Source organism: Mycobacterium paraintracellulare, from assembly GCF_000276825.1.
Taxonomy (GTDB): Bacteria; Actinomycetota; Actinomycetes; order Mycobacteriales; family Mycobacteriaceae; genus Mycobacterium; species Mycobacterium intracellulare.
Window position 1 is genome coordinate 4,642,420 of the sequence record NC_016948.1, and the last position, 19,983, is coordinate 4,662,402.

The 19,983-nt window shown below is 68.8% G+C and carries 19 protein-coding genes and 1 pseudogene; 7 read left to right on the top strand and 13 right to left on the bottom strand.

The genetic code is table 11. From position 1 onward, the window contains the following. The first annotated feature begins 78 nt into the window (after window positions 1-78). A complete protein-coding gene (locus tag OCQ_RS21510) occupies window positions 79-1,215 on the top strand; it encodes an acyltransferase family protein (protein ID WP_014385780.1) in 1,137 nt (378 codons plus the stop codon). A 63-nt stretch (window positions 1,216-1,278) separates the two neighbouring features. Continuing rightward, window positions 1,279-2,367, top strand: coding sequence for an acyltransferase family protein (locus OCQ_RS21515; protein WP_041785798.1), 1,089 nt, complete (start codon window positions 1,279-1,281; stop codon window positions 2,365-2,367). On the opposite strand, the pseudogene OCQ_RS27145 reads toward OCQ_RS21515, so the two are convergent. From OCQ_RS27145 to OCQ_RS21540, 6 genes and pseudogenes are all read right to left on the bottom strand, one after another. Then, a pseudogene (locus OCQ_RS27145) lies at window positions 2,300-2,685 on the bottom strand (hypothetical protein). The gene OCQ_RS21515 and the pseudogene OCQ_RS27145 sit on opposite strands and share 68 nt — an antisense overlap. After that, window positions 2,682-3,617, bottom strand: a complete 936-nt coding sequence (locus tag OCQ_RS21520; RefSeq protein WP_014385782.1) for a metallophosphoesterase family protein — start codon at window positions 3,615-3,617, stop codon at window positions 2,682-2,684. The pseudogene OCQ_RS27145 and the gene OCQ_RS21520 overlap by 4 nt, the downstream one beginning before the upstream one ends. Continuing rightward, window positions 3,614-4,012: a cupredoxin domain-containing protein gene (locus OCQ_RS21525; protein WP_041785204.1), complete on the bottom strand. Its 399-nt coding sequence runs from the start codon at window positions 4,010-4,012 to the stop codon at window positions 3,614-3,616. The genes OCQ_RS21520 and OCQ_RS21525 overlap by 4 nt, the downstream gene beginning before the upstream one ends. 30 nt (window positions 4,013-4,042) lie before the next feature. Next, entirely contained in the window at window positions 4,043-4,741 is a 699-nt protein-coding gene (locus tag OCQ_RS21530) for a Rieske (2Fe-2S) protein (RefSeq protein WP_014385784.1), read from the bottom strand. Next, window positions 4,738-5,289, bottom strand: coding sequence for an RNA polymerase sigma factor (locus tag OCQ_RS21535; protein ID WP_014385785.1), 552 nt, complete (start codon window positions 5,287-5,289; stop codon window positions 4,738-4,740). The genes OCQ_RS21530 and OCQ_RS21535 overlap by 4 nt, the downstream gene beginning before the upstream one ends. 42 nt (window positions 5,290-5,331) lie before the next feature. Next, a complete protein-coding gene (locus OCQ_RS21540) occupies window positions 5,332-6,768 on the bottom strand; it encodes a hypothetical protein (protein ID WP_014385786.1) in 1,437 nt (478 codons plus the stop codon). Window positions 6,769-6,871: 103 nt separating this feature from the next. On the opposite strand from OCQ_RS21540, the gene OCQ_RS21545 reads away from it, so the two are divergent. From OCQ_RS21545 to mmsB, 3 genes are read left to right on the top strand one after another with little or no spacing between them, the layout of a single operon-like run. Next, the gene (locus tag OCQ_RS21545) at window positions 6,872-8,392 is read left to right on the top strand and encodes a CoA-acylating methylmalonate-semialdehyde dehydrogenase (protein WP_014381093.1); all 1,521 of its coding nucleotides are present in this window, start codon (window positions 6,872-6,874) and stop codon (window positions 8,390-8,392) included. An 8-nt stretch (window positions 8,393-8,400) separates the two neighbouring features. After that, complete coding sequence (locus OCQ_RS21550; RefSeq protein WP_014385787.1) at window positions 8,401-9,570, top strand: acyl-CoA dehydrogenase family protein; 1,170 nt, start codon at window positions 8,401-8,403, stop codon at window positions 9,568-9,570. A gap of 12 nt (window positions 9,571-9,582) precedes the next feature. Then, a complete protein-coding gene (gene mmsB / locus OCQ_RS21555; protein WP_009956591.1) occupies window positions 9,583-10,461 on the top strand; it encodes a 3-hydroxyisobutyrate dehydrogenase in 879 nt (292 codons plus the stop codon). A gap of 83 nt (window positions 10,462-10,544) precedes the next feature. Here the strand turns inward: mmsB and OCQ_RS21560 are convergent, their stop codons facing one another. The 5 genes from OCQ_RS21560 to OCQ_RS21580 are packed head-to-tail and all read right to left on the bottom strand — an operon-like array spanning window position 10,545 to window position 15,545. Further along, complete coding sequence (locus tag OCQ_RS21560) at window positions 10,545-11,051, bottom strand: MarR family transcriptional regulator (protein WP_014385788.1); 507 nt, start codon at window positions 11,049-11,051, stop codon at window positions 10,545-10,547. 8 nt (window positions 11,052-11,059) lie between these two features. After that, window positions 11,060-12,115 (bottom strand): pyridoxal phosphate-dependent aminotransferase, encoded by a 1,056-nt coding sequence (locus OCQ_RS21565; protein ID WP_009956590.1) that lies wholly within the window; start codon window positions 12,113-12,115, stop codon window positions 11,060-11,062. Further along, entirely contained in the window at window positions 12,115-13,134 is a 1,020-nt protein-coding gene (locus OCQ_RS21570; RefSeq protein ID WP_009956589.1) for a 3-oxoacyl-ACP synthase III family protein, read from the bottom strand. The genes OCQ_RS21565 and OCQ_RS21570 overlap by 1 nt, the downstream gene beginning before the upstream one ends. 7 nt (window positions 13,135-13,141) lie before the next feature. Further along, window positions 13,142-13,789 carry a hypothetical protein gene (locus OCQ_RS21575; RefSeq protein WP_008260527.1) on the bottom strand — a complete coding sequence of 216 codons (648 nt, stop codon included), beginning with the start codon at window positions 13,787-13,789 and terminating at the stop codon, window positions 13,142-13,144. Beyond that, window positions 13,770-15,545, bottom strand: a complete 1,776-nt coding sequence (locus OCQ_RS21580) for a thiamine pyrophosphate-binding protein (RefSeq protein ID WP_043955847.1) — start codon at window positions 15,543-15,545, stop codon at window positions 13,770-13,772. The genes OCQ_RS21575 and OCQ_RS21580 overlap by 20 nt, the downstream gene beginning before the upstream one ends. 54 nt (window positions 15,546-15,599) lie before the next feature. Here OCQ_RS21580 and OCQ_RS21585 point away from each other — a divergent pair, with 54 nt between their 5' ends. Together OCQ_RS21585 and OCQ_RS21590 are read left to right on the top strand one after the other, a co-directional pair. Beyond that, window positions 15,600-16,295 (top strand): ABC transporter ATP-binding protein, encoded by a 696-nt coding sequence (locus tag OCQ_RS21585; protein ID WP_009956588.1) that lies wholly within the window; start codon window positions 15,600-15,602, stop codon window positions 16,293-16,295. Beyond that, window positions 16,292-18,808 (top strand): ABC transporter permease, encoded by a 2,517-nt coding sequence (locus tag OCQ_RS21590; RefSeq protein WP_014385789.1) that lies wholly within the window; start codon window positions 16,292-16,294, stop codon window positions 18,806-18,808. The genes OCQ_RS21585 and OCQ_RS21590 overlap by 4 nt, the downstream gene beginning before the upstream one ends. On the opposite strand, the gene OCQ_RS21595 is transcribed toward OCQ_RS21590, so the two are convergent. Next, a complete protein-coding gene (locus tag OCQ_RS21595; RefSeq protein ID WP_014385790.1) occupies window positions 18,795-19,418 on the bottom strand; it encodes a class I SAM-dependent methyltransferase in 624 nt (207 codons plus the stop codon). The genes OCQ_RS21590 and OCQ_RS21595 overlap by 14 nt on opposite strands. Next, window positions 19,415-19,981: a DUF4389 domain-containing protein gene (locus OCQ_RS21600; protein ID WP_014385791.1), complete on the bottom strand. Its 567-nt coding sequence runs from the start codon at window positions 19,979-19,981 to the stop codon at window positions 19,415-19,417. Before OCQ_RS21600 ends, OCQ_RS21595 begins: the two co-directional genes overlap by 4 nt. Window positions 19,982-19,983 lie beyond the last annotated feature (2 nt).

Genomic DNA, 19,983 nt, shown 5'->3' on the forward strand with positions numbered 1-19,983 from the left:
ACCGGTTGTCACCGACCACCGGCCTCTGGCCGATACGATGGCGCCGATGGTGCGTGGCGTGACGGGGGTTGGAGGCAGATGAAGCTCGGACAGGTATTCGATCCGCGAAGAAACGCGCTCAACGCGCTCCGGCTGGCGCTGGCGGCCGAGGTGATGCTGTTCCATTCGTGGCCGATCACCGGACACATGCCCCCCAAGTCGACTCTGCAGCTTTTCTTCTCGGTGGGTGTGGACGGGTTTTTCGCGATCTCCGGCTTCCTGATCACCCGGAGTTGGCTCACCGACCCGCGCCTGCGTGACTACCTCACCGCCCGCGCCCTTCGCATTCTGCCCGGTTTCTACGTCTGTCTGATCGTGACCGCGTTCGTTTTCGCCCCGCTCAGCTTGGCGATTCAAGGGGGGTCGGCCGCCAAGCTGCTGGGGTCCACCGCGCCGCTCGAGTACGTCCTGAAAAACAGTGCGATCGCCTACCTGCAGCCGACGATCGACGGAACGCTGCACGATCTACCGGGTGGAAACACCTGGAACGGCTCGATGTGGTCGTTGGTCTGGGAACTGCTGTGCTACTTGTTCGTTGCCGCTATCGGCCTGGCGGGACTGGGCAATCGTCGCTGGGTATCCCCCGTGGTTTTGGCGGTGGCAACACTGGGAGCGTTGGTCTTGCCACCCCTGACATTTCCCGGGGTGTGGACCATTCCGCAGCTCGCGGTGCGCGCGGCCATCATGTTCGCGGCCGGAGCCGTCATGTATCAGTGGCGAGACGTCATCCCCGCCCGATGGTCGCTGGTCGCGGTCTGCCTCGTGATCGTGGCGGCGTCCGGGTTACTGCCCGATTACCGGGTGGTCGGTGCGCTTCCGCTGGCCTACGCCGTCGTCGTCTCGGGCTCCTTGCTCAAGAGCGAACGGTTGAGGCTGCGCACCGATTTGTCCTATGGCGTCTACATTTACGCCTTCCCGGCCCAGCAATTGCTGGCCGTCTGTGGACTCGCGACGCGCCTCCACCCGGTGCTGTTCTTTCTTGCCTCGGTCACGGCCACCCTGCCGCTCGCCGCGATCAGCTGGTTCGTCATCGAGAAACCCTCGATGTCCCTCAAACGCCGGCTTCGGGTCAAGTGGTCGGCTCCGGTCCCGTCCAGCTCCGACGAGGCGGGCCCCGTCAGCGCGGCCAACGCCGTGGCCGACCGGCCGGCTACGGAGGCCCCGGGTACCGCCTAGGCCGGGTCGTCTCCAACGGCGGTAATATCCGCGAAGCGGGGGGTGCACGACGGGCGGTGGCCGATGACCCTCGGACAAGCTTTCAACGCGGGAAACAACGCGCTGAACGCGTGGCGGCTGGTGCTGGCTGCCGAGGTGATGCTGTGGCACTGCTGGCCCATCACCGGCCGGATGCCACCGGCGGCGACGCTGCAACTTCTGTTCTCGATAGGGGTGGACGGGTTCTTCGCGATCTCGGGGTTCCTCATCACCAGGAGTTGGCTCGACGACCCGCACGTGCGTGACTACCTGACCGCCCGCGCCCTTCGTATCCTGCCCGGCTACTACGCGTGCCTCATCGTGACGGCGTTCGCCTTCGCCCCGCTCAGCGTGGCGCTCCAGGGCGGCTCGGTCGGGGAGCTCGTGTGCTCCGGCGGGCCGCTCGAATACGTCCTGAAAAACAGCGCGGTGGCCTATGTCCATCTCGATGTCGGCGGAACACCAAGCGGGATACCTCATTCCGGGCTCTGGAACGGTTCGCTGTGGTCGCTGGTCTGGGAAGTGATCTGCTATCTCGCCGTCGCCGGTGTCGGTTTGGCGGGCCTGGCCCATCACCGCTGGGTCTCTCCGGCAATACTCGTCGTGGCTACGGGTCTGGCGACGGCGATGCCGCCGATGACGTTCCCCGGGGTATGGACCATCCCCCAGATCGCCGTGCGTTCGGCGATCATGTTCGCGGCCGGAGCCGTCCTCTATCAATGGAGAGAGGTGATCCCCGCGCGGTGGCCGCTCGTCGGGGTGAGCGTCGTCATCGTGCTGGCGTCCAGCATGCTGCCCGATTACCGTACGGTCGCCGCCCTTCCGTTGGCCTACGCGATCATCGTGTCCGGAGCCTTGCTGAAGAGCAGCCGCTTGAGGCTACGCACGGATCTGTCCTACGGCGTCTACATCTACGCGTTCCCGACCCAGCAACTCTTGGCCGTGTGCGGGCTTGCGCGTCTGCAACCCGTTGCGTTCTTTCTCGTCGCCGCCGCGGCGACGCTACCCGTGGCCGCGGCGAGCTGGTTCCTCATCGAAAAGCCCTCGATGGCTCTCAAGCGCCGGCTCAAACGGAAGTGGTCTGACGCCACGAAAGCCGAAGGCGGCCACCCCGCCACCACAGCAGCAGGATGACCACTTCGGCGGCCACGCTGATCGCCGCATAAGGCGACGGATCCCAGCCCCGTTCGGAGAAGCCGAAAAGCCCCACGGTCCGCGACAGCGCGAAGCGACCAGAGATCCGGCGGCCATCGCGGCACCGGCCCAGCGCAGCCACGCGGGACCGCCGGCCACGATCAGCAGAGCGATCGCCAATGACACACTGGCCTGCACCAGGAATCCCGTGCCGATGGCCGGAATGCGTTGGTAGCCATGGACATAGAGGTAGGCGTGGCTGACGGCGCTGAGGGCCAACGACGCGGCGAATCCGAGCCGCACCAGGACGCCGATCACCGCAACGCCCGCTCTTTCAGCGCCAGCGCGGACTCTCCCGTGGTGTAGCCGACCTCGCGGATACCCAATGCGTCGCGCAGCTTGCCGGCCGGCAGCGTCACCGGTTTGGGCGCGGGCCCGTCACCGGGTCTGGGCAGCGGGTACGCGGTGGCGGTGCCGCTGTGAAACGTCACATTGTCCTCCGTTTTGGAAAACAGCTGGTGGACATGGCCATTGAGGCACGTGACGGAGGAGAACCGGCGCAGGTAGCTCAGCGCCTGGGCGGCGTCGTCGGTGCCCCAGCCCCATTGGGGGTACATCGCGAACAAGGGGATGTGACTGAACACGATGATCGGGGTGTCGCTCGGCAGATGGGCGACGTCCTTCTTGACGAACTCCAGCTGATCCACCCCCAGATGGCCCAGCTTGCGCAGGTTCAACGTGTTGACGAGCGCGATCAGGTGCACACCGGCGATGTCGAAGCTGTACCAGCCGTCGCCAACCGCGCCCGCGCCGAAGGTGTTTCGGTACTTCTGTCCCGCGTCGTCGACGGAGTCGTGCTCGCCCGGCACGGTGAACACGTGGTGCGTCTTCAGACCGCTCATCATCTGCTTCGCCTGGTCGAACTGTTCGGTGCTGGAAAGGTGAGTGAGGTCGCCGGTGTGGATGACGAAATCCGGTGTGTAGCCGAGGCTGTTGACCTTGTCGATCGCGTCGCTGAACGTCGCCGCGACGTCCCTGTTGGGCGCACCGTTGAAGCCGAGGTGGCTGTCGCTGATTTGGGCGAACCGCAGGGTGGGCCGGACGTGCGCGCGCTGAGCCGCCGCCTCCCCGGCGACATGCGAGATGACCTCGCCCCCGGCCACGATCAACCCGACCGCCGCCCCGAACCACGCCGTGTGCCGGAGGAGCTGGCGCCGGGTCATGGCATCGTCGCCCGGGCGGCCGGTCATCCCGTCACCACCACGGTGCCGCGCATCATCGGATGAATTGAGCAGACATAGTCGAAAGTCCCAGGGGCGGAGAAGGTGTGGGCGAAGGTCGCTCCGGTTCCCATGCCGGGTGAGTGAAATGAGCCGTCACTTGCGGCGACCGTATGGGGTTCCTCGTCGCGGTTGGTCCAGGTGACGGTGGTCCCGGCGGGCACCGTCAGGTTCGGCGGCGCGAAAGCGAAGCCGTCGATGGTGACCTGGTTGGCGCCGGCTGCGGGGGTTGGCGCGGTGATCGACACCCCGGTGGTGGGCGCGGGGGTGGTCGCCACGGGACGCGGCCGGCCACAGCCGGGCGATGAGATCACGCTCGCGGCCAGCACGGCCGCCAAAAGCCTTCGACGCAGGGCGATATCCATGCCCACAGATAGGGCGGCGGGTTACACCGTTCAGGTGCGGCGCCCCGGGGCGAACACCTCGATGACACCGTCGACCTCACGAACCATCAATTCGGGCAACGGTTTTGGTGCGATCGGCAACTGGTGGGTGAGCACCTGCCCGCTGGGCGAGAACGACGTGGTGTGGCAGGGGCAGCGCAAGGTGTCTTCGGACGCGTCGAACCACAGCTTGCACCCTTGATGGGTGCACACCCCCGATATCGCGTGCACGTTGCCGTCGATGCGCCGGACGAATCCGGTCACCGAACCCAGATCGAAAGCTCGCATGGCCCCGTCGGGCACGTCCGAGCTGGAGGCGACGCGCTGCCAGCTTCCCTCGTTGGGGGTGAGTCGCCCGGCGGCGTTATCCGGGGCACTCGGTCGCCGATGGCGACCGGAGATCACTGCGCGATCGAGGGAAACCGCGGCGACCGCGGCCGTCGCCGCGGCCGACGTGCCGACGATGACCTGGCGGCGCGTGCCGGTGCGCCCGGGCGGGGTTCGCGGCGGCGTGCCTGACATCTGCTCGCCGATGCGACGGTGCAGATCGGCGAGGAATTCCGGGCGCGGCGTGTCATCCCCGCTGCGGGCGGCCCGCAGCTCGATGGCGGTGCGCAGCTGCGCCGCCTCGAAGTCGTCGGGCGCGAACGGCCTGGGCCGGCGCCCCCGCAACAGATCGTCGACATAGCGTCGCAAGCCCCGCGCATTCATTGCTTGCCCCCATCGTTGACCTGCGCCGCCAGCCGCAGGGCGCGGTGCTGGAGCACTTTGGCATTGGGCACGCTGATTCCGAGTTCCGCGGCCGACTCCTTGATCGAATTGCCGCGCAGAAAGCGCGATTCCAGGATCAGGCGATACCGATCCGGCAGGGCGTCCAGGACGCGGGCCACCCGCTGCGGCGCGGTGCTGATCGCCTCCTCGCTGTCGGCCGGTTGCTCGATGTCCTCGATTGAGGTGATCTCCCGTCCCAGGGTCTGGCGCCAGTGTGCGGCCAGCACCGTCCTGGCCGTGGCCCGCAGGTAGGCGCGCACCTCGGCCACGCTCACGGTCAGGCGCAGCGGCCGCAGCGCGGCGAGGAACACCTCGGCGGTGAGGTCTTCGGCGTCGGTCCGGTTGCCGACGCGCGCGAACAGCGTGCGGTACACCCACCCCACGTTGTCGGAGTACACGGCCTCCCAGTCCGGGTAGCCGGCCTCATGCCCGGCGCCGGGTACCGCGCGCAGGGGTCGCGGCCCGACGGGATCGCTTCTTGCCGCCACATGCCTCCTTCACCCGATCAATATCGGCTCGGGTTACACGGGTCAGCGCGCGGCGAGCGCGGCTTCGGCGGCCATCAGCTCGTCGAGCTTGGTGGCGGTGGCGGAAAACACGGACTTGGCGATGCCCAGTATCCGGTCGCGGACCCGGGGCTTCGCCGACGCGGACGGCAGCAGGTGGCCGATCAGGTGACCGAACAGGTCCAGGCGCGCCGTCGACAACCACGACATCAAGTCCGGGTCGTCGAACCAGCGCAGCTGGTTGCTGTAATCGGCCCACGCCAGCCGTAGCCAGTCGATGTCGGTGTCCGGATGCGGCAGCGGCACGCAAAGCTCGTTTTTCAGCGAGTCGTCGCGGTACGCGGCCTCCACGTGGGCGATCAGCGCCGCGCTGAAGATCTGTTGGCAGCCGCGCACGCTCTGCAGGGTGATGCGGTTGGAATCGAATATCGGTGTGGCGAGCCGCTTTTCGGCGCCGTCGGCGGTGCAGTCGAGATAGAGCTCGCGGCCGCTGACCGCCACGGCGCCCCGGTCGAGGACCATCGTGTCGGCCTCGATGGCCCGCAGGTGCCCCATCCTCACGACGTCGGTAATCCGCCGCAGCTGCTCGAGTTCGAGGCGGGTGACGGTGGCGCAGCGGTACATGGCGGGACGGATCGCCGGGTCGATCCGCAGCAGCAGGCCGGCCTCTTCGAGGCGGTCGAACAGATCCCGCACCGACGCCGCGTCGTTGATGGCGCGCAGTTGCGCGGTGAAGCTGGCCTTGATCTTCTCGGCGAACAACGCGCCGGGCTGCATGGTCTCGCGGTCCAGCAGCCAGGAATCGCGCGGCATGATCCAGGTGAGCCGATCCGGGTCGACGCCCTGGCCCAGTAGCCACAGGCAGGTGTCGATGCCGGTCTTGCCCGCCCCGACGATGACGTAGCGCTCGTGGGCGCCGCGCCGCGGCAGGTCGCCGGGCGGGACGCAGTCGATGCCGGGCGCGACCCGATAAGGCGGCGGGCGCATCGCGGGGACCGTGACCCGCATGTAGGTGGCGTCGACGACGCGGCGCGCCACCCGGACGGTGTAGTCGGCGCCGGCGAGCGTGCGGAACCGGGCTTCACCACGGTGTTCGCCGAGGTATTCGCTCATCGGGAAGTAGCTGACCCGCCCGCTCGGCAGCAGCCGCCGGCGCATGATGTGGTCGTAGTAGGCGCAGATCTCGCCGGCGGTGGCCAGTTCGTAAAGCCCCCGGTTCCAACCGACTTGGTCGATGGCGTCGCCACCCAGCGGCAGCGAGTTGACGCCGTAGAACGCCGAGGGCTGGTGCAGCCGCACGAACGGGTAGGCCATGGTCCAGTGCCCACCGGGCGCGTGGTTGCGGTCCACCACCACGACGCGGGCCTGCGCCGCTGAGGCTTCGGCGACCAGCGCGTCGATGAACGCCATGGCCATGGCGCCCGCCCCGACCACCAGGTAGTCGGCCTCGATGGTGTGCATACCGCTGTCAGGCTAGCCCGCCACCCACCTTGCCAAGGCCCGAACCGGGTTACTAGGATATGCAAGTATCCGCTTAAGCGCGTCAACCACATCCGAGGGCCCCATGACCACACAGATTCCCCACTTCATCGACGGTCGGCGCACCGCCGGCCAGTCCGGCCGCACCGCCGACGTCTTCGACCCCAGCACCGGGAGTGTCCAGGCCCAGGTGCCGATGGCCGGCCAGGCCGACATCGACGCCGCGGTGGCGTCGGCCCTCGAGGCCCAAAAAGGTTGGGCCGCAACGAATCCGCAACGCCGCGCGCGGGTGATGATGCGTTTCATCGAGCTGGTCAACAAACACAACGACGAGCTGGCCGAGCTGCTGTCGCGTGAGCACGGCAAGACCCTGGCCGACGCCAAGGGCGACATCCAGCGCGGCATCGAGGTCATCGAGTTCGCCATCGGCATCCCGCACCTGCTCAAGGGCGAATACAGCGAGGGCGCCGGTCCGGGCATCGACGTCTATTCGCTGCGCCAGCCGCTGGGCGTGGTCGCGGGCATCACGCCGTTCAACTTCCCGGCGATGATCCCGTTGTGGAAGGCCGGCCCGGCGCTGGCCTGCGGCAACGCGTTCGTGCTCAAGCCCAGCGAGCGCGACCCGTCGGTCCCGGTGCGCCTCGCCGAACTCTTCGTCGAGGCCGGCCTGCCACCGGGCGTGTTCCAGGTCGTGCACGGCGACAAGGAGGCCGTCGACGCCATCCTGAACCACCCGGACATCCAGGCGGTCGGGTTCGTCGGGAGCTCCGACATCGCCCAGTACATCTACGCCGGGGCCGCGGCCACCGGCAAGCGTTCGCAGTGCTTCGGCGGCGCCAAGAACCACATGATCGTGATGCCCGATGCCGACCTGGACCAGGCCGTCGACGCGCTGATCGGCGCGGGATATGGCAGCGCGGGCGAGCGCTGCATGGCGATCAGCGTCGCGGTCCCGGTCGGTGAGCAGACCGCGGACCGGCTGCGCGCCCGGCTCATCGAGCGGATCAACAACCTGCGCGTTGGCCACAGCCTGGACCCCAAGGCCGATTACGGTCCGCTGGTGACCGAGGCCGCCGTGGCGCGGGTGCGCGACTACATCGGCCAGGGCGTCGACGCGGGCGCCGAATTGGTCATCGACGGCCGCGAACGCGCCAGCGACGACCTGACTTTCGGTGACGCCAACCTCGAAGGCGGCTTCTTCATCGGGCCGACCCTGTTCGACCACGTCACCCCGGACATGTCGATCTACACCGACGAGATCTTCGGGCCCGTCCTGTGCATCGTGCGCGCCCACGACTACGAGGAGGCCCTGCGTCTGCCGTCCGAGCACGAGTACGGCAACGGCGTGGCCATCTTCACCCGCGACGGCGACGCCGCCCGCGACTTCGTCTCCCGCGTGCAGGTCGGGATGGTCGGTGTCAACGTGCCGATCCCGGTGCCGGTGGCCTACCACACCTTCGGCGGCTGGAAGCGCTCCGGCTTCGGCGACCTCAACCAGCACGGTCCGTCGTCAATCCTCTTCTACACCAAGACCAAGACGGTGACGTCGCGGTGGCCGTCCGGCATCAAGGACGGCGCCGAATTCGTCATTCCCACAATGGATTAGGGCCGCGAATGTTTACCCTTGACGACGACGAACGGGTGATCACCGAGACGGCAGCCGCGTTCGCCGCCAAGCGCCTGGCCCCGCACGCCCTGGAATGGGATGCGGCCAAGCACTTTCCGACCGACGTGCTGCGTGAGTCGGCGGAGCTCGGCATGGCGGCGATCTACTGCCGCGAGGACGTCGGCGGCAGCGGGCTGCGCCGGCTCGACGGGGTCCGCATCTTCGAGCAGCTGGCGATCGCCGACCCCACCACCGCCGCATTCCTGTCGATCCACAACATGTGCGCGTGGATGATCGACACGTTCGGCACCGCCGAACAGCGCAAGGACTGGGTCCCGCGCCTGGCGTCGATGGACGTCATCGCCAGCTACTGCCTCACCGAGCCGGGCGCCGGCTCCGACGCCAGCGCGTTGAGCACCCGCGCGGTCAAAGAGGGCGGCGACTATGTGCTCGACGGGGTCAAGCAGTTCATCTCGGGCGCGGGCGCGTCGGACGTCTACGTGGTGATGGCCAGGACCGGCGGCGAGGGCCCGCGCGGCATCTCGGCGTTCATCGTCGAAAAGGACAGTGAGGGGCTGAGTTTCGGCGCGCTGGAGGAGAAGATGGGCTGGCATGCCCAGCCCACCGCCCAGGTGATCCTGGAGGGCGTGCGGGTGCCGGCCGACGCGATGCTGGGTGGCGCGGACGGCGAGGGCGCCGGATTCGGCATCGCGATGAACGGCCTCAACGGCGGCCGGCTCAACATCGCCGCGTGCTCGCTCGGTGGCGCCCAGGCCGCCGCCGACAAGGCGGGAGCCTACGTTCGCGATCGGCAGGCGTTCGGCAAGTCCCTGCTCGACGAACCGACCATCCGGTTCGCCCTGGCCGACATGGCGACCGGCCTCGAGACGTCGCGCATGATGTTGTGGCGCGCGGCCAATGCGTTGGACACCGACGACCCCGACAAGGTCGAGTTGTGCGCGATGGCCAAGCGTTACGTCACCGACACCTGCTTCGAGGTCGCCGACAAGGCCCTGCAGCTGCACGGCGGCTACGGCTACCTGCGCGAGTATGGTCTGGAAAAGATCGTGCGCGACCTGCGGGTGCACCGGATCCTGGAAGGCACCAACGAAATCATGCGAGTGGTCATCGGTCGGGCAGAAGCCGCACGGTTCAGAGCTTCTCCGGCAACCGCATAGAAGGGTCTTCAGATGACCGAGCACGTGACCGTGGCTTTCCTGGGGTTGGGCCACATGGGCGGGCCCATGGCGACGAACCTCGTTGCGGCCAACCATGCGGTGCGCGGATTCGACCCGGTGCCCGCGGCGCTGTCCGCGGCCGCGGCGGCCGGCGTCGCCGCCTTCGACACCGCCGTCGACGCGGTGGCCGGTGCGGACGTGGTCATGACCATGCTGCCCAACGGCGAGTTGGTGAAGCGCTGCTACGCGGAGATTCTGCCCGCGGCGCGGCCCGGTGCTCTGTTCATCGACAGCTCCACGATCTCGGTCGACGACGCCCGCGAGGTGCATGCGCTGGCGGAATCGCGCGGCATCGCACAGCTGGACGCGCCCGTCTCGGGCGGGGTGAACGGCGCGGTCGCCGGGACGCTGGCATTCATGGTGGGTGGCGACGACGCCGCCCTGCAACGCGCGCGGCCGGTGCTGGAACCCATGGCGGGCAAGATCATTCACTGCGGCGCGGCCGGGGCGGGCCAGGCCGCCAAGGTGTGCAACAACATGGTGCTGGCGGTGCAGCAGATCGCGATCGGCGAGGCGTTCGTCCTGGCCGAAAAGCTCGGCCTGTCGGCGCAGTCGCTGTTCGACGTGATCACCGGGGCGACCGGAAACTGCTGGGCCGTGCACACCAATTGCCCTGTGCCGGGCCCGGTCCCGACGTCGCCGGCCAACAACGACTTCAAGCCGGGGTTTGCGACCGCGCTGATGAACAAGGACCTTGGACTGGCGATGGATGCGGTGTCCTCGAGCGGTTCGACCGCCCCGCTGGGCCGCCACGCCGCCGAGATCTACGCTGAGTTCGCCGCCGATCACGGTGACAAGGACTTCAGCGCGATCATCGAGACGCTGCGTTGACCGCGCGCCGAACGTCGACTTGTGGCGGGAAATAAGCCGATTCGGCGCAACAACTCCACGTTGGGCGCGCGGGACGAAGAGCTTCAGAAGTCGCCGGCGTTGCGGCGCAACGTCTCGATGGACGACGCGAGGTCCTGCGATTCGGCGTCGGACATCCCGAGATCGGCGAACACCTGCTTGTTGAGCGTGATCGTCGCGTCCTCGACCGTGGAGCGGCCCAGGTCGGTGATCTGGACCAGCGTGGTGCGCCCGTCGGTGGGGTGCGGAACACGCTGCACCAGCCTGTCGGCCTCCAGCCGGCGGATCGCGTGGGTGACGCTGGTGACGTGAACCTGCAGCCGGTCGGAGGCCTTGGTGATGGGTAGCGCGCCGGAGCGGCTGAACGCCAGCAGCCGCAGCAATTCGTACCGGGAGAAGCTGAGGTCGTAGGGCCGCAACGCCGTCTCCACGCGGGCCAGCAGGATCTGGTGCGCACGCATCACCGACGTCACCGCGACCATGCCCGGCGCCACGTCACCCCACCCGGCGCGCTCCCAGTTGGCCCGCGCCGCGGCGATCGGATCACGCTTGTCCGGTCGTGAGTCGGCCACGCCCCTTCTTACCGCACTTGGAGCCCGAGCGTGGCCTTTCCCAACGCCGACAGCACCGCCGTCGTCGATGCGCGGCCGCCCACGGTGATCCGCGCGGCACCGTCCGCGTAATACCGCACGCGTGGAGCGTCGTCGCCGAAAGCCTCACGCCACGACAAGCCCTGTTGAGACGGCAGATACATGAAGTTCGCGTGCGCGTCGGTCGTGTAGATCCCCAGCGCGCTCAGGCGCATCCGGAGATAGCGGCGTTCGGCGGTGATCAGCCGGATCCGGCGCAGCAGTTCACCTTCCGCGGCATACGACGCCGCGACCGCGAGCAGGCCCGTGATCGCGATGCCGAACGGCAGCTGCTGGGTCCACAGCGTCGGCGCCAGCTGGTGGGACGCCACCGCGTAACCGATTCGCAGCCCGGCCAGGCCGTAGGCTTTGGAGAAGGTCCGCACCACCACGACGTTGGGAAAACGGGTGACCAGTGCCGCCACGTCGAAACGGTGCTCGGGAGCGGTGAACTCGATATAGGCCTCGTCGAGCAGCACGACGGTGTCGCGCGGCACCCGGCGCAGGAACCGGAGAACGGCGGCCGCGGGCTCCAGCGTGCCGGTCGGATTGTGCGGCCGGCACACCACCACCACGCGGGCGGCGCCGGCCGCGTCGGCCAGCGCGTCGAGGTCGTGCTGGCCGTGCGCGTCCAGCGGAACGAACGACGAGTTCAATCGTGCCAGTTGCGCGACGATCGGATAGCCATCGAACGTCGGCGACGCCATGGCGATCGTGTCGCCCGGCGCGGTCAGCGCCTGCAGCGCCTGCAACACGACGCCCGTCGCCCCGGCGCCCAGCACCACCCGCTCGGTGGGCACACCGATGTGGCCGGCGACCAAGCCGCGCAACCGCTCCGGCAAGAACTCCGGATACCGGTTCGCCGCGGAAACGGACCGAATCAACGCCGAACGCACCGACGGTAGCGGCGGAAACGGATTCTCGTTGAGCGACAAGGCGAACGGATCCACCGCGTCGGGCAGCGCATCGCAGATCTGGCCGGCAACCGGGGCCGGAACCGCGTGCATCAGTCTCGTCCGCCCCAGCGCACCGCGGCGGCGCCGGCGAAGTCGCCGGCATGCGCGAAGGCCGCCATCATGACCACTTCCCCGGCACCCAGCTGGCCGTCGGCGATCGCGCGGTCCAGATTGATCGGGATCCCGGCACCGAACAGGTTGCCGCACTCGTCAAAGGTGTCCCGATGACGTTGCGGGGGCAACTCGAGCGCGTCACGCCAATTGCGCAGAAACGCCCTGTTGGGCTGGTTGGTGACCAGCAGGTCGATGTCCTTGGCGGCCAACCCGATTCGGTCGCAGACCGCCAGCGCCACTTCCGGAACCTGCCGGTTGCCGCGGGCCAGCACCTTGGTGATCTTGCTCTCCGTGAAACCGATGCTGCCCTCGCCGGGGCCGGCCTGCCACCACTTGCGGGGCGGGTCGTAGGACAGCGTCATTTCGCCCGCATACTCGCCGTAGGTGCGGCACTCGACATCCAGGATGGGCGAGTGTTCGCTCAGCGCGACCAGTCCCACGGCGGCGCCGTCACCGGGCACCGCCGACTGCGCCTTGCGGCGGATGGTCGGCTGATCGAAGAATTGTCCGGCCGCGTTCTGTGCGATCGCGATGAGCGCGGTGCGGCCCTGGCCCGCGGACAACAATGTGCGGGCCACGTTGAGCGCCAACACGAATGCGGCGCAGCCGCCGTTGTTCAGGTCGAGCACCCAGGACGGCCGCATGCCCAGCCGATGCGCGATGCCGCCACCCTGGCCGTAGAACGCCATGTCGGGTACCTGGGTGTGGGTGATCAGCACGTCCGCACCTGCGACGACGTCGTGGCCGTGCCGTTCGATCAGGCCCCGGGCCGCACGCTCGATCATGTCGACCGAGCTCTCGTCCGCGCCGACGTGATGGCGAAACTTCGGAGCGCGGAACATCACGTTGTCGCGCAGGTCGTCGGATTCGGCGAATCGGGCGTAGTAGCCGGCGGGAATCGGATCCCCCGGCAGATAGGTGGAAACGTCGATCAGGCTGACGGTCGGCTTAGCCATGGTCTGCTCATCTCATCCACACCGGCGTCACGGGCAGGCCGTTGCGGTGGCGGTACTCGGCGATCGCCTTGAGGTTGCGCAACTCCAGCAGGTGGCCGGCGGCGAACATGTCCCAGAAGTCGCCGACCCACACGGGCCGCTGCGCCGGAGCGGTCTCCGGGTACGGGTTGTGGTCGTAGAAGGGGTGGTGGCAATTCGTCCACAGCACAACCGATCCCGGCTTGTCGAGGACGGTCTGGGCGTCGACGACACGCATCAGGTAGATCATCCACAGATGTTTGCCTTGATCCCAGGCGCAGTGGTAATCCACGGTCCGCGCCTGGGCGTTGGCGACGGTGCGCGTGTAGATCTCGGTTTCCGAGCCGAGCCGGTCGTGCGCCAGCCATAATCCGGGCTCGTCGGTGGGGGTGAACCCGCGCAGGCTGTACGTCCACTCCTCCAGGCTGCGGGTGTCGGCCATGTACTCGTAGAGCTCGTCGGGCGGGCAGTCGACGTAGTCGTTGACGGTGCAGTACTGCCCGAAGACCTGGTCGTGCGGGTACACCGACCGCATCATGTCCATGATGATCGGCGTGGCCTTCTCCCTGGGGCTGGTTTCGATGCGGGTGACCCCGTCGATGAGGTCCGGGATATCCTCAAGCGCTGGCAGCGACATTGGTCAAGTTCTCCTCAGCAAGTGAAATCTGGTCCACCCCGCGGCCTTTAGCGGGCGCGGCGGTGAGAAATGGTGCGAACGGCGGGATCTCGTCGGCGGCGCACTCGACACTGACCACCGCCGGGCCGTCGATGTCGAGCGCCGCGCCCATGGCCGCGGCGAATCCATCGGCGTCGCTGACGTCCACCGCCGCCAGGCCGGGGAACATCGCCGCCAGGCCGGCGCCGAGCCGGCTGGGACGAAACCGGTTGTAGCTGTACAGGTCGTCGTAGAACAGCTGCTCGCGGGTCACGCACATGGCGTGCGCGTTGTTGTTGAACAACACGAACGTCATCGGTAGCCGGTACTGCACGGCCGTGTGCACCTCCATGCCGTGCATGAAGAACGCGCCATCACCGGCGATCACCACGGTGCGGCCGGCCGGGCGGCCAGTGTTGGCTCGCCCCAACGTCATTCCGATCCCGGCGCCGAAGCTGTAGCCCATGCCGCCCATGCCGAGCGCGACGGCGAACCTGCCGCCGCGTCGCACCGGGAGGTAGTGGATGGCCGCGGCGCCGGTGTTGCCGGCGTCGACCACGATGTCGGACCCGTCGGGCACGACATCGTCCAGCACCGCCATGGCCTCGCGGTACCGCACGCCCGGCCCGGTGAAGGGCGGGGGCGTCATTTCGGCGGGCCGGCCCGCGCCGGGGATGCGCGGACCGGCCGGCCGCCCGCGGTGGCGAACCGCATGGGTCAGCGCGCGCAGCGAGCCGCGCAGATCATCGGTATGCACGTGGGTGCAGGGCAGATACGGCGGCGCCGAACCGATCGAGACCGTCCGCACCGCCGCCAGCGCCTCGTCCAGGCCGCCGCGCGCGGTGACCGCCAGCCGGGTGCCGACGATGAGGCACACCGCGCTGGTGGCCACCGCCTCGGCCACGTTGCGGTGACCCATGACGCCGGTCACCCCCAACGCGGCCGGCCCCCCGTCTGCAGCCGCGACATCCTTCGCGTCCGGCACGGTCGCCACCCGCGCGTGCAGCAGCGCGCGTAGCTCTTCGAGTTCGGCGCGGGCGTCATCGCGCGCCACCTGCTCGCCGGCCAGGATGGTGACCCGTCCCTGCACCCGCCGCAGCTCGGCGACGATCGGATGCGGGTTGCCGATCGCGGCCCGCATGCCATCCGCGTCATTGTCGTCACGCCCGGCGTCAAGATGGGCCTGCTGAATGTCCTTGGGCAGCAACAACACCGCCGGTCCGCCGATGCGCGCCGCGGCGATGGCCCGGGGCAGCAGCGAGACGATGTCGGCCGGCGTCAGCAGCCGCTCGCAGAACACCGATACCGCCGAGAACAATGCCTCGGCGTTCAACGACCCGTTTGCGCCGCTGGTGTCCTGAAAGCTGCCGCGGCCGTCCATCGTGCGGGCGGGCTGGCCGACCAACGCCAGCACCGGAACCCGGCTCGCCAGCGACTCGCCCAGACCCGCAACGAGGTTCAGCGCGCCCCCGCCCGAGGTCGCGGCCACCACGCCCACCCCGGCCCCGCTTCGGCTGTACCCGTCGGCCATGGTGGCCGCGGAGAACTCGTGCTTGGCCAGCACCGCGTCGATGTCGGGGCAAAAGTGCGCGGCGTCGTACACGTCCTCGATGTTGGCGCCGTCCACACCGAAGATGTGATCGACTCCGATCGCCGCGAGGTGCCCGACGATATGGTCGACCACCCGGTGCCTGCCAAGCATGCCTGATGAAACGAGGTAGCGGCCCGGTCGGTTCATCGTCGTCCAGATCCAGTACATGAACCGTTCACCGGCGGCCATCGTGATGTTTGAATGACCGTCGAACTTTGCAACGTCGTGCGCGAATACCGGGTCGGCGGTCAAACGGTGCGGGCGCTCGACGGCGTCAGCCTGCGGCTGGCGGACGAGCAGTTCGTGTCGGTCGTCGGACCGTCCGGGGCGGGCAAGAGCACGCTGTTGCACGTGCTCGGCGCCTTGGATTCCCCCGATTCCGGGTCGATCGCCTTCGATGGCGAGGAAATCGCCCGCCTTAGCGATGAACAGCAGTCGCGGTTCCGCCATCGGCGGGTGGGTTTCATCTTTCAGTTCTTCAACCTGCTGCCGACGCTGTCGGCCTGGGAGAACGTGGCGATTCCCAAGCTGCTCGACGGAGTCCGGTTGGGCAGCGCCAAGCCGGACGCGATCCGCCTGCTGGACCGGGTCGGGCTCGGCAACCGGGCGCAGCACCGGCCGGCGGAACTGTCCGGCGGCCAAATGCAGCGGGTCGCGGTCGCGCGTGCCTTGATGATGAACCCGCCGCTGATCCTCGCCGACGAGCCGACCGGAAACCTGGACTCCGCGACGGGCGCGTCCATTTTGGCGCTGTTGGCGGAGGTGGCGCACGAGGAGGGTGGGGGTCGGCTGGTGGTGATGGTGACCCACAACGCCGACGCGGCCGCGGCCACCGACCGGGTGATCACGCTGCAGGACGGTCGCGTCGGTTCGGACGTGATGGCGGTCGCGGGGTGAGGCCCGGGGCGCGGCGCGGCCTCAAGCTCACGGCCGCGGCGAGCAGGCTGCGCGTGTTCAGCCTGCGCGAGCTGGCCGTGCATCGACGCCGCACGTTTGCGTCGATCGCCGTAATGGCGGTCTCGGCAACGTATTTGGTGGCGATCTTCGGCATCTTCGGGTCGATCACCGGGTCGGTGGGCCGGCTGGCCGACGGGATCGCCGGGGTCGCCGCGCTCGAGGTGTCCGGCATCACCGACGGCGGATTCCCCGACTCGATACTGGCCGACGTGGCCGGCGTTCCCGGCGTAGCCACCGCCGCACCGATGATCCGGGCGTCGGCGTCCACACCGTCGGGGCCGGTGCTGCTGCTGGGCGCCGACGCGAGCACCGCCGCCCTGGGCGGCGCCCTCAAGGACGTGGTGACCCGGCCGGTGCAGGCGCTGTCCTCGACGCCGTCCGGCGTTCAGGCCGGACCCCGCGTCGGCTATGCGAAAGGCCAGGCGTTTCAACTGGGTTCGGCGTCGGTCACGGTGACCGATGTGCTCGCGGGCAAGCGATACGAGGACCTCAACGGCGGGCACTACGTGCTTGCGCCACTTGCCTTGGCGCAGAACGCCACCGGCCGCACCGGTCAACTCGACTCGATACTCATCACCACGAAGCGGGGCGCCGACCCCGGCGCCGTCCGCGCCGCGGTCACCGCCGCCGTGCACGGCCGTGCGATCGTCGCGGCCCCGAGCTTTCGGGCGGCCCGCGCCGGCGACGGCGTCAAGCTGATGAACTACATGGCCCTGCTGGGCGCCGCGGTCGCGTTGGTGGTCGGCGCGTTTTTGATCTACACCACGATGACGATGGCGATCACCGCGCGCCGGCCGGTCATCTCGATGCTGCGGGCTATCGGCGGCCGGCGCGCCAGCATCGTCGGCGACATGCTGGCGGAGGCGGCGGTGCTCGGCCTGATCGGCGGGGCAATCGGGTCCGGCATGGGAATTGTGGCGGGCCACATCGCGATTGGGCGCTTGCCCCCGGCGATGACGCAAGGGCTCGAAGCCCGCGTGCAGTATTGGCTGCCCGGTTATGCGATACCGCTGGCGCTCGCGGCGACGGCGCTGACCAGCGTGGCGGCCTCGGCGATGGCGGCGCGGCAGGTGTACAAGGTCTCGCCGATCGAGGCGCTCGCGCCGGTCGGGGCCTCGGCGGCCGACACGGTGCCGCGGTGGCTGCGCATCGCCGGCGGGGTTGGTGCGGTGGCGGTGTTCGCGGTGTCGACGCCGGTCGTCACCGGCCAGCGCGGCAGCTACGCCGTCGTGGCGATGGCCGCGGTGCTGGGCGCCGAGATCGCCCTGGGCTTCGCGCTCACCGCGCCCATCGTCCACGCCACGGCGGCGATGGCGCGCACGTTCGGGTCGTTCGGGGCGCTGGCCGCGGCGACGATCCAGCGTGCGCCGCGCCGGGTGTGGGCGACCGTGATGACCGTGCTCATCGGGGTACTCACCACCGTCGTGATCACCGGCACGAACGCCGACATGATTCGGTCCGCGCGGGACATCTTCGCACCGGTCACCGATACCGACGTGTGGGTGAGCGCGGACCCGCCCGACAGCTACCCCACCGACGCTCTGCCACAGGGGCTTTCCGCGAAGGTCGCCGCGCTTCCCGGCGTGGCGCGCGTGACCGAGGGAGCGTTCGGTTTCGCCGTGGTCGGCGGTACCCGCGTCCTGCTCGACGGGTTTTCCGCCGGCAGCAACGATGCGCTCTTCCGGGCGCTGGACGAACGGGTGCGCACCGAGGTGCTCACCGGCCGCGGTGTGGTGCTCACGCGGAATCTCGGCACCACTCTGCGCGTCCGGGCCGGCGACCAACTGCGGCTCCAAACGCCGCACGGCCCGCGGTCGGTGACCGTGCTGGCCCTGGTGCCGTTCTTCTCGACCGTGATCGGTACCGTCGGAATCGACGTCGACCAGATGCGGGCCTGGTTCGATCGCCCGGCGGCGACGACACTGCAAATCGCCGCGGCCCCGGGGGTGAATCGGCAGCGGCTGCTGGCCGGCGTCCGCGAGGCGGCGCCGGCCCCGAACCACGTGTACGACGGCCCCACCGCGCTGGCGGGGCTGCAGGCCCCGCTGCGTCAGAGCATGTTCATCGCCAACGCGGTGTGGGTCATCGTCGTGGCGGTGGCCGCGGTCGCACTACTGAACACGCTGACGCTCTCGGTGAACGAACGCCGCCGCGAAATCGGCGTGCTGCGCGCCATGGGATCCAGCCGGCGGTTCACCTTGCGGATGGTGCTGGCGGAGGCGGCCGGAATCGGTGTCGTCGGCGGCGTTTTGGGGCTGGCGCTCGGTCTGACCGACCAGTGGTTGTTCAGCCGCATCAGCGACGACATCATGAATTTCGAAGTCGGCTTCCACCCGAACCCCCTGGCGCTCGCCTTCACGCTCGGGGCGGTGGCGATCAGCCTGCTCGGCTCGGTGCCACCGGCACGGCGCGCGGCGCGCCTGTCCATCATCGAGGCGGTCAGCGTCGAGTGACGGTGGCGAATCCCTGCAGATGGGGTTTGCACGGGAAGGGCACCGGCGTTCGGATGCTGCGCAGCGCGGCGGTGTCGAATCCGGCGGCGGCGATGGCCTCGAGGGTGCGCCGGTTCGGCTCGCAGCCACCGGCCAGCCACGACCACGGCTTGGCGATCAGATCCTGGAACCGGCCGGTCGCGCCGTCACCGCGCACGTGCTCGAGGACCACGAGCCTACCGCCGGGCACCAGCACCCGCCGGATCTCGCCGAGGGTTGCGGCCACGTCGCCGACCGAGCACAACACCAGCCCGGCGTGGACGGATTCGAAAGAGTTGTCCGGGAAGGGAATCGACTCGCCCGTTCCCTCGACGAGGTCGACCGCGATGCCGCGGCGCCGGGCGAGCCTCGCGGCCATCCGCCGGAACGGCGCCGCGGGCTCCACGGCGGCGACCGACGTCACCGTGTCGGGCAGAAACATCAAGTCGGTTCCCGGCCCCAGCCCGAGCATCAGCAGCCGGCCGGTCGCGTTACTCAGCGCCGCCCGTCGGTAGCGGTGGTAAAAGAGCCGGTCGAAAAGCGGCTGGCCGAATCGGTACACGTAGGGGAACGCCAGGCTTCGCAGGGTCATCGTGCGCCCAAATCCATTCGGAACGGCGGGTATTCGTCGCGCATCAACGACACGTACACCGCCACCCGGTATCGCCAGCGGACCATGCCCATAAGCAGATCGAACGCGCCCGGTGGGATCGTCCCGGTGAACAACAGCGCCAGCGCGGCGATGACACACAGCACCTGCAGCGGCGCCTCCATCGACCAGCACAGCAGAACCTGGGGGATGGCCAGCAGCCACTTCACCAGCACCGCCCAGTTTTTCAGCCGCTCGGGATAGTCGACCGCGAGATCGCCGGGGTAGTCGGGCCGAGACGCCAGCGTGAAAGGCGGGTACCTGTCGGTGCTGTTCATCGGGAAGCGGTAGTTCATCAGCCGCCACGACCAGCGCAGCACGCCGACGTTGAATGCGAACAGCGGCCGCGGATATCGCCCGGTGCACAGGATGGCCACTCCGGCCGCCACGGTCGAGAACGGATAGATCAGGTAGAGCAGTATCAGTATCGGGTAGTGCGGCACGGCCAGCACGCACCACTTCACCAGCCAGAGCCAGCGCGAGGGCGCGTCGAGATCGCCTCGCACTC